Consider the following 14,737-nt stretch of genomic DNA (forward strand, 5'->3'; position numbering starts at 1 on the left):
ATCTGCGGGTAGGACGCAGCCTTAGCAGAGCTCAAACAGATCTTCAGGAGGCTCGGGCTTTTTCTCGACGGGCTCCGGCAATTTGATGCCCATCTCGACGAGCATTCCGCGCAGAACACGAACGTCATCTTCGAACTTGCGCTCAACATCATCCTTGGTCTGGATCAGCTTGAATTCGGTCAGGGTGCGTTGCATGTAACCCTTTGGAAAGGTCATCTCACCCGGAATGCCCAGCACTTCAGCGGCCACACCACCTGCCCAGTCCACCCCTGTCTGACCTCCAGAGATGACCTTCTTGAACGGATGGTGGTCATGAACGAACTTCATTACTTGGAACGCCCAGAGATTCAGGCTTTCCTGAGTCCAGTCAAAATCCTTGAGGGTGTAGATACCGTTGCCGGCGACGTTTAGCACCTGAGCGTTGTGTTTCTTGCAGGCGCGAAAAAGCTCAATCGCCGCGTCGCGAGGCGCTTTCTTTAGGGCGATGCCCACATAGCGATCGCCAGCCATCGAATGGGTGAGAACCTCACCGCCTGAATCGAATTTTTCAGCAAAGGCCACCGTCAAGTCAGCGGACTGGGCATTGTGCTGGGTGCGAGGCGGATAGGTGGGTTTTTTGTGTTCTGTAAATTTCATCGGTCGAAATCTCGAATATCGCTTTAATTACCACTATACGAGAGGCAGAAGGCCCGCGCCAAGGCGAGCCGTCGCCAAATATCATCGTGATTTGCAGACGCCATAGTCCATCGAATACCCAGTGTCTTTCTTGTGCCGGACGTCTTTGGTGTACGTATGACCCTGGAACTCATAGCTGTCAAAAGAGCGATGGTTGACGCCGTCGTCCTCATAGACTCTGGCCTTGCCAAAGCGAATCAAGACCACAGCCCCTTCTGGAAAATCAAAAGGGCTTGGTGTTGCCTCGCCCCATCCATTTTTTTTGCAATCAAAGCCCCCTGCTTTGCTCACCTTGGTCTTGCCCTCGCTCGGGGGCAGGTCACCAGCTTCTATCTGTGACTCCAGCCACTTGGGGGAAGGAGGATCGAAGGTGTCGGAAGCACCGCCTGGTGAGTGGGTGCGACACAGGTCGTAACTGATGGTGCTGGCGTTGCTGCTCACCACAAATTTCTTGGTGTAAAGGAAGTCGCCAGCCTGAAGGCTGTTGTAGATCAGCTCGGAATGATCTTCATCAAACAAGACGCCCAACGCAGTGCTGTGGACGCTTCTGAGTGTGCGCGGGGTTCGATATTCCGGGTTTCCGGGCGCCCACTCCTGCCATGAACCCAAACCACATTCCTCCGTTTCAGTAGAGGGCGGTGAGGCTGTTGCGATGCACGGGCAGACCAAGGCGAGAACAAGCGCTAGGGCGGTAGTTTTTTTCATGACTGTCTCGGTTTAGGCGTATATTGGTAGTCTTCTCAGTCTATCCTTTCGCCATCTGGAGCGCCATGCTGAAGGCCTGGCTCAAGCGGCTATGCCGAGCTAGCTCAAAGTCTCTTCGTGATCATCAGTATCAAGCAGGTCGATAAGCGCTTGCTGCTGCTCAGCCGGCAGGGCTTTGACGATCTCAATGAGCTTTTGCTCCGAATGCGCCTGATCCTCTGATTTGAAGCGCACATCTCCAGGTGCCCTTCCAAGGGCGCGGCCCAATGTGTGCAGAATTTCAGAATTGATGCTTCGGTGGTTAAGCCGAGCGTTTTCAGCCACCTTCCCCCTGAGACTTGGGGTCATGCGCAACATAAACCTTTCGGTGAGCTGTTTTCTTGAAGTTGATTTTGGCATGACAACAACGCAAATCTGATCATGAGTTACCTGAGATCAGGAAATATGCTTTTTGTTCAATAATTGAATCAAGATTGAATCAATTGATTCATCCTGAGTAGACAATCAGGGTCAAGGTGCTCAACCGTTAGGGGCTGGGCGAGTCGTCGAGGGCGATAATGGCTTCTTTCTGTCGATTCAGAATGGCAAGTACCGGATTTGCCTTTATCTCGATGATCGCCTGAAGGCTCTCGCCACGAATCCTGGCACAGAAGGCTCGATGATGACCATCCTCCAGCCAGAGCCTTCCGTCACCCCTTACGGACACCTGAATGGGCTCTGACAGGTCAACTGATTTGACCCACTTCATTCCCCATAATTCGAATTTGTGCTCGGCATTCTCCATGTCGGTCAGGTAGATGTGGAGTGATTTTGGATCGACAGAAATCTGTTGATCGCTGGTGTAGCCGAAAGCGATTTCATCGAGCTCGTCAATGTCCATCTCTATCAGCTCTTGCTCTGAGTAGATCTTCTTGCGCCGGGCCATCGAGGCGTCCTAGTAGGTTGTATTTATTTATATATTGACATAGTATCTGTGTCCATTGGGAGTGCCCGACCATAGGGCGCCAACGCACCTCCACTGCTGGTATTGGGTTCGATGATTACTGACCTGTCTGACTTGCTCGATCAACTTGAGTCTCCTGGTGGCGCGCTGGAGCTCACGCTGGATGCTGCGTTGCGCGAGCCACTTCGAGTGGCGCTGCTTGCGGGTTTGAAGCACTCCTTGCAAAGCGCGGCTTCGACAGCAAATCCCAGAGCCCTTTTTGGCTTGGAAGAGCTGACGTTCAAACCTGATGATGGCTCGGCTTACCGCAAGCGCCTTGAGATGTTTGACTACGTCGATCACCAACCAGTACCGCTTGATCGACAGATACTTGAGCAATGCTCGGGGTGGCTGAGCTACAGCTCGTATCGCGATCTTTCTCGCCAGGCTCTGTTAGCCAAGAGCATTGATGCCTTGCTGGCTGAGCAAGAAGGCCAATCGCTCGTGCACGCGCCGCTCTCGGTCATCCACGAAGCCGCAGACTGGTTGCAGTGCATCGTGCGCAACGACACTTATGAGCTGGGCTTGAAGATCCGTCGAGACGTGAAGAATGCCTGTGGAGTTGCCATTCCGGCACCCGCTCAAAGACATGATGAGGAGAGTTGATGATGCACAAACGAAACAAAGGCCGCAGTGCAGGGCTGATCAGCTCAATCCTGATCGTTGTTGCTACGCCCTTGCTGGCTGCAGCCTTGCTGGCTGCAGGCTTGTTGCTGTGGGGATTTGGTCTAGACAGCCGTGACTATGACAAGCAGTTACGCAAGCAGTGACTACCACTCGTTGTTATTGCCGATGTAGATACCATAGCGAGCCGCCAAAAGATCATTGGTCACGATTTTTCGAGTTTTGTAGAAGCTCATTCCGCTCCTTGAGCTTGGGGTCAGGATTTGCTTGCCAACATCAGCCCCCATGCTGAAGAAATCAGAGTGCACTGCGCTGATAGATCCTCTATTCATGTAGATGTAGTTGTAGCCACCAATCATGATCTTGCCCTGGCGCATTCCTAAGACCAGATAGGTCTTGAAATCTGCCAATGACCAGATTTCTGTATTGCCGGTGATCAGCACCGCATCGACCGATTGATAGAGATCACGCATGATTTGAGCGACCACTTGCCCTGGGTTAACCTTCACAAGCTGAATATTCACCCGCCACTTTTCTTTCGCAATGCTTTCAATCTCATCCTTGTTGACGTCATCGTCACTGTAGAGAATTCCAAGGCTTCTTATACTCGGCATATTCATCGAGGCATGACGCACCTGAGATGCGAGGGGCTGATCGAGAAAGTACCCCCAGCTACCTTGAGTTGGCCGACTGATTTTGAAGTTGTAACGATATGACGATGCAAGGATAACAATGTTTTTGGATGGGCACGCTATGGTCAGGTTTACCGCCATGTCCGCGCCAAAAGCAACGATCGTTGCATCGTCATCGCACATGCTCAAGGCTAAATGAGCGCTTTGTTTAACATCCAGTCTCTCATTGCTGCGAAGGCCCAGAACCAGGCTCTGCAGCTCAGGGGAGTCTTTTGAAGCGACAACAATTACTCGTGTAACTTCGCCCTGGGCTTGTGCTAGCGCGGGCGGGAACAACAATGCGATCAGCCATAAAACAGACGCGATCGGCGCGATATGCTGAAAATTCAGTGACATAACCAATCCCTAGGCCATATAGACTCAAAACTTCACCGATGTTTCGAACCAGAAGGTTCGAGGGGATGAGGCTTCTGGGCGGAAGTTCTGTTGATCGCCAAGCAAGTTTGACCCTGCAACCTTGCTACATACCTTCGTGCTTCCTAGCGCGCCAAAACACTTTTCAACATACAGATCTAAACTGCTCTGAGAGTCCAACTCCCAGCCATTGCTCCAGGCAAATGATGACACGTAACTGTACATACCACCGACCGCCCAATTGTGCTCAAATGAATAGTGCCCTAATGCCGCTACGATTGTCGAGGGTGAAGATTCTCCAATGTTGCTTGTGTACGTACCCTTCTGGATATAGCTGTCGACATCCGTGTACGAGCCGCTCAGAGTCAGCAACAATTTTGAGGATGGGTGCCAATCGATGCTGGCCTCCAGGCCCTTTGCAACACCCGTGTTGCTGAAGCTCTTGGCGCTGGAAACCGTGGCGCCGTTTTGGCTGAGCACTCCAGGATTAGGGGTTTCAGCGTAGCCCACCATGCTGTCGTACTTATTCATGTAGAGGCGCAGCTCAGTGCTGATTGATTTGTCCAAGCTTTCATACATCCAGGCAATCTCTGTAGACCGCATGCGTTCTGGATCAAGATTCTCAGTATTGTAGACATCATAGGCAGGCTTCATGCCTTGGTCGTACAGGTACGCCCTGCGGGCCGACTTCTGCTCATAAACCAAGGGAAAGCGACTGCCGGTGGAGTATCCGATACGAAAAGTGTTCTGATTGCCAACGGTTTGCACCAGGGAGGCATTGTAGGCCAGCGGCATCTGCTTGTAGCTGTTGGTTTGCTCTATCATGCCCCCGGTATGCAGCGTGGTCGTGTCAGTCAGGTGCCAGGCTTGATTGGCAAAGTAAGCACCATGGGTGACCGTGAAATTATCAGCCTTGAACATGGACTCGCTCTTGATGACATCCGAGGAATACTTCATGCCAAATGTCAAATCAGCCAGTGTTGTGTTTTTGACCAGTTTGCTGGCAAAGCTGGTTGAATTGTAGCTGTACCCCACATCCCATAGGAGTCGACCAACCTGGGCATTGACTGGGGCTGTGAGGTAGTGTGTGTCTCGATCATAGTAAGTATTGGACAGATTGGTGGACACATAGGTTGTGTCATTGAACATGTGCGTCCAGGAGGAGCTCAAAAACCAGCTCGTGTCCTGGCCGTCATGATCGTCACTGTTCAAATTCGAAGAGACCCACGTGTCGATATCGGAGTCCGCAGCGCCCAATGTGACCATTACATCGTCAGACAAGGTGGGTGAAAAATCGGCTCGGGCAAAAAACTGCTTCTTGTTAGTGCTGTCGTCCCGATGTTTGAGCCCTGTGTCGCGTGAGCTGGTATAAGACGCCGTGTAGTCCATGGAGCCAATGTTGCCGCCATGCTGAACGTATAGGTCGTCGATACCCATGCCGCCTTTGCGGGAACTCAGGGTGGTTCCCTTGCGCTCCGCAGCATAGGCTGTGAAAATTTTGATGGTCAGGAGCATGGCGTTTGAGCCGAACTCGCTATGGCTAGGCCCTCGATAAACCTCGATGCGCTCGACGTCCTCCAGCGGCACCATATTGAAGCTGGTCACGGTGCCTACTGAGGGCGTGAACAACGGGCGATCATCGACCTGAACGAGTACCCGGCGTGCGAACTCCTCTGCCCCGCCTTGAGAGCCAATGGAGAAGGAATGGCCAAAGCGATAGCCTGTGGTCACCCCCGGCACGATCCGAAGAACCTCACCGATTGACCGGGCACCGCTCGCCTCGATCATTTGCTTGTCGATAACGGTCAACGCGGTGGCGCTGGTACGAGGGTTGTTAGGTAGCGTGGCATTTGCCAGGGTAAGTCCAGCCTCATAATTTTCATGGGCAAAGCTTTTCAGTGGCAGCAGCGCCAGGAGCGTCAAGCCGACGGATTTCAAGAGGGATGGACTGCTTTGGAACATCGTTAAATCCGTTTTCAGAACCTGGTCGTCCCTGGATTTCAGGGCGGTGCAATAAGACTACAAACCGGGGGTTAAGTCAATATAAGCGATAGATATTTATCATCGTCTAGCTCATCAATTTTCCAAAAAATGTGAATGCTCAATTGATCCGATAAGCAGCCTTTACTTATCTGATTCAAGGTGCTAGCCAAAACGCCATCATCGTTGTGTGCATTGGCCTTTTTTGCGTTGCAGCGATTAACTCCATTTGAGGGTGCCCGAGCATCTATAGGGATCAAACCAGCCCATGAAGATTTTCCTGAATGGTTATCATCTGCATTATTGAGGGCCTTTCGCTTGTGCGTTGTTCCACTCAACTGGCTGCAGGATGATTACGCCAGGCAGTAAAAAAACACTGGCCGAGATTGAGGAAATCCCTCCTTCACTATACATTTAGTCTTATATTGACTTTTTTGGAGTGCTGGAATTGGCAAAGTTTGAAATGATGTGCGGGCGCGACCCAATGCTTTCTGTCACTCTGAAGATGGGTGAAAGAATCTATTCCGAATCGAATGCCATGGTCATGAACGATGGCGGCGTTTCGGTAGAGGGTGTCGTTCGTGGCGGGATCTTCTCATCGCTGATTCGTAGCATGACAAGCGATGAGTCGTTCTTCATGCAGGAGATCAAAGGCACGCGTGCGAGCGGTGAGGGACAAATCATCCTGGCTCCGCCAATGCCGGGTGATATCCACCTTCTGGATGTGGGCAAAGCTCAGTATGTGGTCAACCAGAGCTGTTTTTTGGCTTGTGATGAGGGGGTAACCATCAAGAACAAGCTCAACTCAATAACCAGTGGGCTGCTGGGCGATACGGGCGGCTTTGTGATTATGGAGACCGAGGGCTCAGGCAAGCTTGCAGTTTCTGGCTTCGGACAGATCCAGGTCGTCGAAGTAAGGGAAGGCGATGAGATCGTCATCGACAATGGCCACCTCATTGCCTGGGATAGCTCACTGCACCATAAGGTTGGAACCGCCTCAAGCCGTAAAGGCATTCTGGGTCGACTAGCAAGCACCGCTATGTCCGGAGAGTTCGTGGTACTGAAGTTTTCAGGTCGGGGTACTATTCTGATAGGATCACGCAATCAACTGGCATTCGATGCCTACGTACGCAGCCTTCAGCAGCCCTAGAGAGTTACATGAAAGCCATTTTGCTGGATGGGTATGGAACCCTGGTACAGATCACCGACAAGCGAAACCCCTTCCGACACTTAGGCGAGCAAGACAGGGCTCAGCGGCGTCACTTCTATGAACGCGCCCTGACTACAGACCTGGCCGCTAAAGAGCTTCTTGAACCACTGGGCTTGCCCTGTGCTGAGGTGTCGAACATCCTGGATGCTCTTAACGCTGAGGTATCGAGCATCAAGCCTTTTGATGAAGCAAAAGCTTTTTTGTCGCGATTGGAAGATCTCGGAATTCCATGGCTTATCGTGTCCAACCTGGCTCAACCGTACTGCCAGCCTTTGATTGATGCCTTGGGGATTTCAGCGCTTAGGTGCCGCTTCTCCTGTGTGACTGGGCTGCTAAAGCCTGACCCGAAGGCCCTGCTTCAGCCCTGCACAGACCTGGACTTTTCTCCCGCTGACGTTCTCATGATCGGAGACTCGCTTCGTGATGATGTCGGCGGTGCCCAGGCTGCCGGCTTATCTTACTATCACCTTGATCGACAAAAGCACACCCTGTGGGATGTGCCTGGTATTGGTCGTCAGATCAATTGACGTAGTCGCGTACCCAGCAAGCGTACTCTTCCAGCAGGCTTGAGAAGAACTCTTCGTCGCTCAGGCCATCCAGCGCTTGAGCCGAGAAGAAGCCTGTATTGTCAATAGGTCTATTCTTAAGGGTATCGAGCTTTTCCAGGAAGGCGAAACGCTCACCGCCTACGCCGCAGAACTGAAAGTAGTAGTTCTGGGTGCATACCTGGGTAATCACCTTTTCTGTTTGCTTCTTGTCAGTGGCGTCGCCGTCAGTGATGAAAATCACCAGCACCGGCTCTTTGGAGCCAAAATAGTCGTCATGAATGCGGGCGATGGCCGGGGCGTAATTGGTCGACTGGTTGATGCGGTATTTGCCGATGATTTCGCGCTCGACGTAACCAGAAACGCTTTGCGCATCAAGCGCCGGTAGTTTCGCTACATCGCTGCCAAACAGATACAGCTCAAAGCTCTGATCCTTGTCCAGCGCCATCGCAAGACCCGTCAGGCGCTCAAGCAGACTCTGGATTCGACCATCCTTGTATTGGGCGTGCATGGATTTGGATGCGTCGAGAACCACCACAACCTGTGCGCTGTTGAGGTCAAGGCCTGCAACCTGGATGTGGGTTTTGGCTGTCAGCTTGGACAGCGAGATCTTTTTGGAGATGTCGATCATGTCAGTTTCTTCTTGTTATGGTTTGGTCAAGGTTTCCCAGCGTGGGCGCTGCACCTATGGCTTTATCATAGGGCCTGAGGAGCCTTAAAACCAATATTGTTTACCAATTTCGAGGAGCCGCAACTGTGGATATGGATCAAAACCCGGAAGCCACTTTGCTGGAGGCAGGATGAGGGGTGTGGCATCATCGCACTCTGTCTTATCGATCGAGAATTTCACATGACGGTTCTGATTTTGCTCCTTGTCGCATTCGTATCCTTGATATGGGCTCTCAAGCCTTGGCGGCGAGGGGTTAGTCTTGTATTGGCTGCTTCCATCTATGTAGCAAGCACCGGGATGTTAAACGGGCCTATGGAGTCATGGGCTCAAAATGAGCAGCCTTCCGCCGCAGGAGAAAAGTCAGGGAGCCAGCTAATCGTATTGCTCGGCTTGGGATTTGAGGTGAAGGATGGCCACCCGGTGGTGCCCACCTATGCCCTCCCCCGTATCCTCAAAGCTGTCGAGGTTTACCGTAAGTGCCAGGCCCTTGAGGGAGCTGATTGCGCCGTTTTGATTTCGGGGGGTGCTACAGGTGAAGGTGCTCAAACCGAAGCGCAGGTCTATAAAGCACGGCTATTGACTTCGGCTCCTGACATGATTGGGCATATCCAACTGGAGGAGAAAAGCCATAACACCTGGGAGAATGCGCAATTCTCAAGCGCATGGGCGAAAGAGCATGGTTATAGCTCTGCTGTCCTGGTGACATCCTTATTGCACATGCCGAGAAGCCAGGCATATTTCGCTCATTTCTCACTACCCACCCAAGCTGAGGCTTCAGAACAGTCCCTTGGCATGAAGTCACTATTGCCAAGCGCCTGGAACCTCGCCATGGTTGATGTCTTCATGCATGAACAGATTGGTTTCTGGCGTTATGAGTTGTATGAAGCAATGGGCTGGAACGCTCCATCTGCTTAAGGTGATGTGATTGTAACTGGGGGATTGTTCTGATCTGTTCAGGGCAATCTTCAAAGTGTTCTTATGCGGAAATTGCTTCACCCCTTGAGCAACGCCGGTTATGATAACAATTCATTGGAATTAAGGGCCGTGTATGAAAATCCTGATTATTGGTGCACCTGGAGCCGGTAAGGGCACCCAGGGCAGTTTATTGTGTGAGCGACTACAAATCCCAAAGCTCTCCACAGGCGATATGCTGCGAGCCGAAGTTGCCAATAGAACGCCCATTGGCCTGCAGGTTGAAGCACTGATGCCTACAGGACAGCTGATTGGCGATGATGTTGTGATCGGTTTGTTGCTGCGCCGCGTGGCTGAGTCAGATTGTGCAGATGGCTTCATGCTTGACGGTTTCCCGCGCACAGTGGCCCAGGCAGAAGCATTGGCTGATGCCGGGGTCATTATCGATCGTGTTCTGGTGCTTAACGTAGATGATGAAGCCATAGTTGAGCGCATGTCTGGGCGCCGTTTCCACTCCCCGTCGGGGCGCACCTATCATATCCTGCACAACCCGCCGATGATCGAAGGCCTGGATGACCCAACAGGCGAGCCTTTGACGCAGCGTCTGGATGATGCGGAAGAAACTGTGCGTAAGCGGCTGGGTGTGTATCGTGAGGAGACACTGCCGGTTCTGGACTTCTACCGCCAGATGCATCAAGCGGTACGGCCCCGTTTCGATGAGGTTGACGCAATGGGCCCAGTAGAGACCGTGCGCAGCGTTATTGACGGCCTGGTGATTGTGGCCTAGTCTGGGATTAGGTCAGGAATGCATAGCAAGCTATGCTTGTGATCATCGGGATCACATGTCAAAGTAAGACATACCTGACCCAACCGCTCCAAAATCAAGGTAGGAACCGGGATAAGGCAGGGCGAGGAGGTTTTTTTTGCAAATTCGGCTAAAGTTTCTGTCAATGTTGGCGATAACCGGCTCAAGACCCTCTTGTCATCATTTCGATCCTGTATGCTTGACACCATCAACGCTGCACCCAGACACTCATTATAAGTACCAATAAATCTGAACGCGAAGGATCCAGGTCATATGGATAAGAATGCATTACGTGAACTGCTTGCACAGCGAGTTCAAGAGAAAGTAGAAACCGGTTATGAAGTTCGTCTCTACGCAGCAGACGTAGGTGAGCCGGAAAGAATTAAGAAAGCACTGACAGCCTCCCCCACCCTGGTTAAACCAGGACGCGAAGAAGACCCTTACAAGGCCTACCTAGAATCTGTCAAGAACGGTACTTACGAGCCGATCAAAGAAGACGAGTTCCAAGAAGGCTACCGCGCACCAGATCGCAAACGGCAAGCCAAAGGCGCACTGACTGTGCAATCTCGCAGCACTGGCCGATCAACTACTCTCGGAACCCCTGCAAGAAAGCCTGGTGAGGCAGATCGCTCGAAGAACATCAGACTGGACGATCTTTCGTTGTTTGGCTGAGGGTATGAGGCTTCGCGCTATTCTTTCTTATCGCCAATGTAGATGCCATAGCGGGCTGTAAGCATCTGATTGGTGACGATATTGGTTTTGTCGAAATAGCGAATTTGCTCATGATGATCTTCAGTGAGCTCTTTGCCCATCTGTTCGCCCAAGGCAATGTAGTCATTGTGGACAGAGCTGATTACACCTCGATTAATGAAGAACTGACTGTGCCCGCCAATCATCAGCTTTCCTTGACGCATGCCTAGCAACAAGTAAGTCTTAAAGTCCTGTAGTGACCATATTTCCTGGTTCGAAGTCACCAGTACTGCATCGACTTGTTCGTACAGCGACCTAAGTACTTGGGCAATGACCTGACCACTCTCAATCTTGACCAATTTTACTTGAATCCGAGTATTGGCTTTGAGCAGCCCCTGTATCTGATTTATATCTCCGTCGTTGTCCTTGTAGAGCACCCCTAGAGTTTTGATCGAGGGCATGTTCCTGTCGGCATGCATCAGTTGCTTGAGCAAAGGTTGTTCGTTGAAGTAGCCCCAGCTGCCCTTAGTCAGCTTTGACTTGAATTTGGCGTAGTAGAAATTCGACCCAATGAAGACCAGGTCTGTATTGGGGCAGGCAGCCACAAGCATTTCAGTGATGTCGCCACCGAATGAAATGATTTTTCCAGGCTGAGCACACACATCCGGACTGACGCTGTTGGTAAGGGTGATGTTGTCCTGACCAGCCTTCTTCAAGCCTTCGATAAGGTTGCGCAGCTCTTGGGAATCCTGGTTGTAGAAAAGCCTGACAGGCGTGGAAGCATGGTCGCCTGCGACAACCTCCCCCACACAAGCCAGAAGAGCCCATAGAAGGGCTCTCAGCTGCTTTATCAGACCGTTACGCACCATACGCCCTCTATGGCATTTTAAAAGCTTACGGAGGCTTCAGCCCAGAACGTGCGGGGTGTTTCTGCCTCAGGACGGAAATTTGATTCATCGCCCAAAAGGTTGCTTCCCGCCAGCTTGGTGCAAACCTTGGTTCCGACCAGTCCGCCGAAGCATTTCTCGACGTACATATCCAGGTTTTTCTGAGTCTCCAACGTCCATGCGTTGGCCCAGTTGAAAGATTGAACGCGGGTGAGCATACCACCAACCCGCCACTGGTTGCCGAATGAGTACTGGCCAAGCAGACTGAAGACGTTGGATGGGCCGTTGTCTCCAATGTTGTTGGTGTAAGTATCCTTGGCAACGTGGGAGTCGATGTCATTGTACGAGCCGCTCGCGACAATCATCACGCCAGGTGCTGGGCGCCAGTCAACGTTGACCTCCACGCCTTTCACGTCCGAGGTGTCACGAATATTCTTGGCGCTCACTACAGTATTGCCTGTTTGGCTCAAAACGCCAGGATTTGGGGCCGTGACGTAGGCGATGGCGTTGTCGTACTTGTTCAGAAATAATCTGACTTCGGTGTTCAGCGTCTTGTCCAAAGTCCCGAACATCCAGGCGGCTTCGTATTGACGCATCTCCTCTGGGTTCAGGCGATTGACGTTGTAGATGTCGTACACAGGGCGTCTGCCCATGTCCAAAAGCGTTGCTTTACGTGCCGATTCCTGCTCATAGACAAGCGGGAATCGGGTACCCTCGGAATAGCCAACTCGAAACGAGTTCTGGAAACCGACTTCTTGAACGATCGAGGCATTACGGGCAAACGTGTTTCCTTCGAAGAAGGTCGAGGATTCACTCATGAAACCGGTATGCAGCGTGGTGCTGTCGGTAAGGTGCCATTTCTGATTAGAGTAGATGGAGCGATCTTCGATGTTGTACTGATCCTTTTTGAACAGGGAGTCGCCCGCCAGGTCATCGAATGAGTATTTTCCACCCACAGTCACTTCAACAAAAGAGAAGTTTTTGACAATCTTGGTATCGATCGCTGTGGTCTTCAGCGTGTAGCCGGGAGTGTAATTGAGTCTGCCAACACCCCTGATCGGCGCAGCCGTATAGCTCGAATTTCGGTCAAGATTGCTGTAGGACAGATTGGTTGTTGAATACATGCTGTCGCTGAACATATGTGTCCAGGAAGAGTTCAAAAACCAGGTGCTGTCATCAGCGCGATGGTCATCGCTGGTCAAGTTTGACGAGAGCCAGTAGTCGATGTCCGACTTAGCCGCGCCCATGGTGACACTGAACTGGTTTTCGGTCGAAGACTGATAGTCAGCACGTGCAAACACCTGCTTCTTATGAGTGTCATCTTGACGGCCAATAAGGCCATTGTCGTTAGTGCCGTTGTACGAGGCTGTCCAGGAAACTTCACCAGCCTTGCCGCCATGTTGAAAATAGGTGTCCTGGATCCCATTGCTGCCCTGGCGATAGCTCAACTTCGTCCCTTGCCGCTCAGCGGCATAGGCGGTGTAGATCTTTACTGTCAGCAACATGGAGTTGGAGCCGAACTCGCTGTGTGCGGGGCCCCGATAAACTTCAATGCGCTCGATGTCTTCCAGAGGCACCATGTTGAAACCAAACAATGCCCCACTCGTAGGTGTGAACACAGACCTGTCGTCGACGAATAAGCTGATGCGTCTGGCGAACTCTTCAGCGCCCCCCTGGGTGCCAATAGACAAAGAGTGACCGTAACGATAACCAGTGGTAACCCCCGGTACGATTCGCAGGATTTCACCAAGCGAACGCGCCCCGCTGGCATCGATCATTTGACGATCGATAACAGTCACTGCCGTACCGTGTTTCTTTGGATTCGCCGGCAGGCTTGTATCTGCCAACGTCAGCGATGGCGCCAGGTCGAAATCTTCAGAGTGAGCAACGGTTGCCCAGGTGGAGATGCACAGGGCAAGAGCAGATTTCAAAATCATGGAGGTACGTTTGGAAGTCACAGCGGCGTTCCCGTGGGTCACTACTAGAGGGGAGGCCTATGAGACGACAATTAAGTATGAAAGTCAACACAATGGAGTACCCGCCCGACAATTGTAGGCTTAAAGCGACGCCTGACATGGACGAACTTCCCCAATTATGCGAAAAGCAGCATCAAGTCAACGCTGCAATCCGTTTTTTGGCGGCTTATTGCTACATTTGGTCGCACCCTCACTGCTGCGCCAATAGGCCGACAGCGAACGTCATCTTGTTTATTTCGACTGATTGAGGTTGCTCAAGATATCGGCGATAGGCCATTTCAAGTGCAGGACGATCTTCGGCGCCATCCGAGGCAACATACAAGGCCGCGTCATCTCTTGAAGCAATCTTCATGGGATTGCCAGAGATCGACTCTGTGGTGCCTAACGATGAGATAAACGTCATCCCTATTGGTGCGGATAAAGACACCAAACCTGACTGAGCAGCTGCGATGCCGGCAGGGTCTGCAGAGCTCGTCTGGGAAACCCCGGCCAAAGCGAATGCTGCGAATGCTAACGCTAATGCTTTCATGCTGCTGCCTGCAGTTGATGGTGGGCGCGGCTGATGCCTGCAAATAGGTTGGCTTCGCGCAACTTCTGAATCAGGCCATGCTCATCCTGGATGATCATCTCCACATAATTACCCTTCCCTGCCTCGTGGGCTTGGATTTGCGGGTCAAATTTGTGAACATGACTAACGTCAAACACCGCCAGGGCAATGGGATGCTCAAGGTCTAACACAATCGCCATCACTGGCGTCTGTTCTCGGGTCTTTCCGAACAGAACACCATAAGTGTCTACGACCGGAATGACCTTCTCGCGCACGCGGGTAACGCCATGCACCCATGAGCTTGCCCCAGGCATCTGGTTGAGGTGACCCAGGGTGATGATTTCTTTGGTGTTGGCGACGTTTACGGCAAAGCGCTCGCGTGTCCCCAGGGTAAATATCAGCAGATCCTGTTTCATCAGAATGCCCTTGAATGGATGCCTACAATATACCACAAAAACGACTATTGACAAGGTGCTGGAGTCT

The 14,737-nt window shown here is 51.8% G+C and carries 18 protein-coding genes; 7 read left to right on the forward strand and 11 right to left on the reverse strand.

Going from position 1 to position 14,737, the window contains the following annotated elements; all coding sequences use genetic code 11:
- Positions 1-21: 21 nt before the first annotated feature.
- From IFT57_RS05970 to IFT57_RS05985, 4 genes are all read right to left on the reverse strand, one after another.
- Positions 22-636, reverse strand: coding sequence for a hypothetical protein (locus IFT57_RS05970; RefSeq protein WP_122531337.1), 615 nt, complete (start codon positions 634-636; stop codon positions 22-24).
- Between the two features lie 81 nt (positions 637-717).
- On the reverse strand, positions 718-1,380 hold the full coding sequence (locus IFT57_RS05975; protein ID WP_192092769.1) for a hypothetical protein: 663 nt from the start codon (positions 1,378-1,380) through the stop codon (positions 718-720).
- A 99-nt stretch (positions 1,381-1,479) separates the two neighbouring features.
- Positions 1,480-1,737 carry an Arc family DNA-binding protein gene (locus IFT57_RS05980; RefSeq protein ID WP_192092767.1) on the reverse strand — a complete coding sequence of 86 codons (258 nt, stop codon included), beginning with the start codon at positions 1,735-1,737 and terminating at the stop codon, positions 1,480-1,482.
- 169 nt (positions 1,738-1,906) lie between these two features.
- On the reverse strand, positions 1,907-2,305 hold the full coding sequence (locus IFT57_RS05985; RefSeq protein ID WP_241032718.1) for a hypothetical protein: 399 nt from the start codon (positions 2,303-2,305) through the stop codon (positions 1,907-1,909).
- 111 nt (positions 2,306-2,416) lie between these two features.
- Here IFT57_RS05985 and IFT57_RS05990 point away from each other — a divergent pair, with 111 nt between their 5' ends.
- Positions 2,417-2,968: a hypothetical protein gene (locus tag IFT57_RS05990; RefSeq protein ID WP_122531334.1), complete on the forward strand. Its 552-nt coding sequence runs from the start codon at positions 2,417-2,419 to the stop codon at positions 2,966-2,968.
- Positions 2,968-3,132, forward strand: a complete 165-nt coding sequence (locus IFT57_RS05995) for a hypothetical protein (RefSeq protein ID WP_192151319.1) — start codon at positions 2,968-2,970, stop codon at positions 3,130-3,132. The genes IFT57_RS05990 and IFT57_RS05995 overlap by 1 nt, the downstream gene beginning before the upstream one ends.
- Here IFT57_RS05995 and IFT57_RS06000 read toward each other — a convergent pair whose 3' ends face one another.
- Together IFT57_RS06000 and IFT57_RS06005 are read right to left on the reverse strand one after the other, a co-directional pair.
- Positions 3,133-4,014 (reverse strand): hypothetical protein, encoded by an 882-nt coding sequence (locus tag IFT57_RS06000; protein ID WP_122531333.1) that lies wholly within the window; start codon positions 4,012-4,014, stop codon positions 3,133-3,135.
- Between the two features lie 24 nt (positions 4,015-4,038).
- On the reverse strand, positions 4,039-5,994 hold the full coding sequence (locus IFT57_RS06005) for a TonB-dependent receptor plug domain-containing protein (protein ID WP_122531332.1): 1,956 nt from the start codon (positions 5,992-5,994) through the stop codon (positions 4,039-4,041).
- A gap of 466 nt (positions 5,995-6,460) precedes the next feature.
- On the opposite strand from IFT57_RS06005, the gene IFT57_RS06010 reads away from it, so the two are divergent.
- Together IFT57_RS06010 and IFT57_RS06015 are read left to right on the forward strand one after the other, a co-directional pair.
- On the forward strand, positions 6,461-7,162 hold the full coding sequence (locus IFT57_RS06010; protein ID WP_122531716.1) for a TIGR00266 family protein: 702 nt from the start codon (positions 6,461-6,463) through the stop codon (positions 7,160-7,162).
- Positions 7,163-7,170: 8 nt separating this feature from the next.
- The gene (locus tag IFT57_RS06015; RefSeq protein ID WP_122531331.1) at positions 7,171-7,749 is read left to right on the forward strand and encodes an HAD family hydrolase; all 579 of its coding nucleotides are present in this window, start codon (positions 7,171-7,173) and stop codon (positions 7,747-7,749) included.
- On the opposite strand, the gene IFT57_RS06020 is transcribed toward IFT57_RS06015, so the two are convergent.
- Positions 7,742-8,398, reverse strand: a complete 657-nt coding sequence (locus IFT57_RS06020; RefSeq protein WP_192092765.1) for a VWA domain-containing protein — start codon at positions 8,396-8,398, stop codon at positions 7,742-7,744. The two genes, IFT57_RS06015 and IFT57_RS06020, sit on opposite strands and share 8 nt — an antisense overlap.
- A gap of 219 nt (positions 8,399-8,617) precedes the next feature.
- On the opposite strand from IFT57_RS06020, the gene IFT57_RS06025 reads away from it, so the two are divergent.
- The 3 genes from IFT57_RS06025 to IFT57_RS06035 all read left to right on the forward strand — a co-directional run bounded on the left by IFT57_RS06025 (position 8,618) and on the right by IFT57_RS06035 (position 10,826).
- A complete protein-coding gene (locus tag IFT57_RS06025) occupies positions 8,618-9,352 on the forward strand; it encodes a YdcF family protein (RefSeq protein WP_192092763.1) in 735 nt (244 codons plus the stop codon).
- A 133-nt stretch (positions 9,353-9,485) separates the two neighbouring features.
- Entirely contained in the window at positions 9,486-10,136 is a 651-nt protein-coding gene (gene adk / locus IFT57_RS06030; protein ID WP_122531328.1) for an adenylate kinase, read from the forward strand.
- Between the two features lie 291 nt (positions 10,137-10,427).
- Complete coding sequence (locus IFT57_RS06035) at positions 10,428-10,826, forward strand: hypothetical protein (protein ID WP_122531327.1); 399 nt, start codon at positions 10,428-10,430, stop codon at positions 10,824-10,826.
- 17 nt (positions 10,827-10,843) lie between these two features.
- Here IFT57_RS06035 and IFT57_RS06040 read toward each other — a convergent pair whose 3' ends face one another.
- From IFT57_RS06040 to IFT57_RS06055, 4 genes are all read right to left on the reverse strand, one after another.
- The gene (locus tag IFT57_RS06040) at positions 10,844-11,713 is read right to left on the reverse strand and encodes a hypothetical protein (protein ID WP_122531326.1); all 870 of its coding nucleotides are present in this window, start codon (positions 11,711-11,713) and stop codon (positions 10,844-10,846) included.
- Positions 11,714-11,730: 17 nt separating this feature from the next.
- Positions 11,731-13,689: a TonB-dependent receptor plug domain-containing protein gene (locus IFT57_RS06045; RefSeq protein ID WP_122531325.1), complete on the reverse strand. Its 1,959-nt coding sequence runs from the start codon at positions 13,687-13,689 to the stop codon at positions 11,731-11,733.
- A 208-nt stretch (positions 13,690-13,897) separates the two neighbouring features.
- Complete coding sequence (locus IFT57_RS06050; RefSeq protein ID WP_192092761.1) at positions 13,898-14,236, reverse strand: DUF2388 domain-containing protein; 339 nt, start codon at positions 14,234-14,236, stop codon at positions 13,898-13,900.
- Complete coding sequence (locus IFT57_RS06055; protein ID WP_122531324.1) at positions 14,233-14,670, reverse strand: chemotaxis protein CheW; 438 nt, start codon at positions 14,668-14,670, stop codon at positions 14,233-14,235. Before IFT57_RS06055 ends, IFT57_RS06050 begins: the two co-directional genes overlap by 4 nt.
- Between the last annotated feature and the right edge of the window lie 67 nt (positions 14,671-14,737).

This window comes from Pseudomonas sp. CFBP 13719 (assembly GCF_014842095.1).
Classification (GTDB): domain Bacteria; phylum Pseudomonadota; class Gammaproteobacteria; order Pseudomonadales; family Pseudomonadaceae; genus Aquipseudomonas.

Excerpts from the sequence above, each read along its gene's own strand:
- IFT57_RS05970 (WP_122531337.1), bottom strand. The coding sequence starts at position 636 with ATGAAATTTACAGAACACAAAAAACCCACCTATCCGCCTCGCACCCAG.
- IFT57_RS05975 (WP_192092769.1), bottom strand. The coding sequence starts at position 1,380 with ATGAAAAAAACTACCGCCCTAGCGCTTGTTCTCGCCTTGGTCTGCCCG.
- IFT57_RS05980 (WP_192092767.1), bottom strand. The coding sequence starts at position 1,737 with ATGTTGCGCATGACCCCAAGTCTCAGGGGGAAGGTGGCTGAAAACGCT.
- IFT57_RS05985 (WP_241032718.1), bottom strand. The coding sequence starts at position 2,305 with ATGGCCCGGCGCAAGAAGATCTACTCAGAGCAAGAGCTGATAGAGATG.
- IFT57_RS05990 (WP_122531334.1), top strand. The coding sequence starts at position 2,417 with ATGATTACTGACCTGTCTGACTTGCTCGATCAACTTGAGTCTCCTGGT.
- IFT57_RS05995 (WP_192151319.1), top strand. The coding sequence starts at position 2,968 with ATGATGCACAAACGAAACAAAGGCCGCAGTGCAGGGCTGATCAGCTCA.
- IFT57_RS06000 (WP_122531333.1), bottom strand. The coding sequence starts at position 4,014 with ATGTCACTGAATTTTCAGCATATCGCGCCGATCGCGTCTGTTTTATGG.
- IFT57_RS06005 (WP_122531332.1), bottom strand. The coding sequence starts at position 5,994 with ATGTTCCAAAGCAGTCCATCCCTCTTGAAATCCGTCGGCTTGACGCTC.
- IFT57_RS06015 (WP_122531331.1), top strand. The coding sequence starts at position 7,171 with ATGAAAGCCATTTTGCTGGATGGGTATGGAACCCTGGTACAGATCACC.
- IFT57_RS06020 (WP_192092765.1), bottom strand. The coding sequence starts at position 8,398 with ATGATCGACATCTCCAAAAAGATCTCGCTGTCCAAGCTGACAGCCAAA.
- IFT57_RS06025 (WP_192092763.1), top strand. The coding sequence starts at position 8,618 with ATGACGGTTCTGATTTTGCTCCTTGTCGCATTCGTATCCTTGATATGG.
- adk (WP_122531328.1), top strand. The coding sequence starts at position 9,486 with ATGAAAATCCTGATTATTGGTGCACCTGGAGCCGGTAAGGGCACCCAG.
- IFT57_RS06035 (WP_122531327.1), top strand. The coding sequence starts at position 10,428 with ATGGATAAGAATGCATTACGTGAACTGCTTGCACAGCGAGTTCAAGAG.
- IFT57_RS06040 (WP_122531326.1), bottom strand. The coding sequence starts at position 11,713 with ATGGTGCGTAACGGTCTGATAAAGCAGCTGAGAGCCCTTCTATGGGCT.
- IFT57_RS06050 (WP_192092761.1), bottom strand. The coding sequence starts at position 14,236 with ATGAAAGCATTAGCGTTAGCATTCGCAGCATTCGCTTTGGCCGGGGTT.
- IFT57_RS06055 (WP_122531324.1), bottom strand. The coding sequence starts at position 14,670 with ATGAAACAGGATCTGCTGATATTTACCCTGGGGACACGCGAGCGCTTT.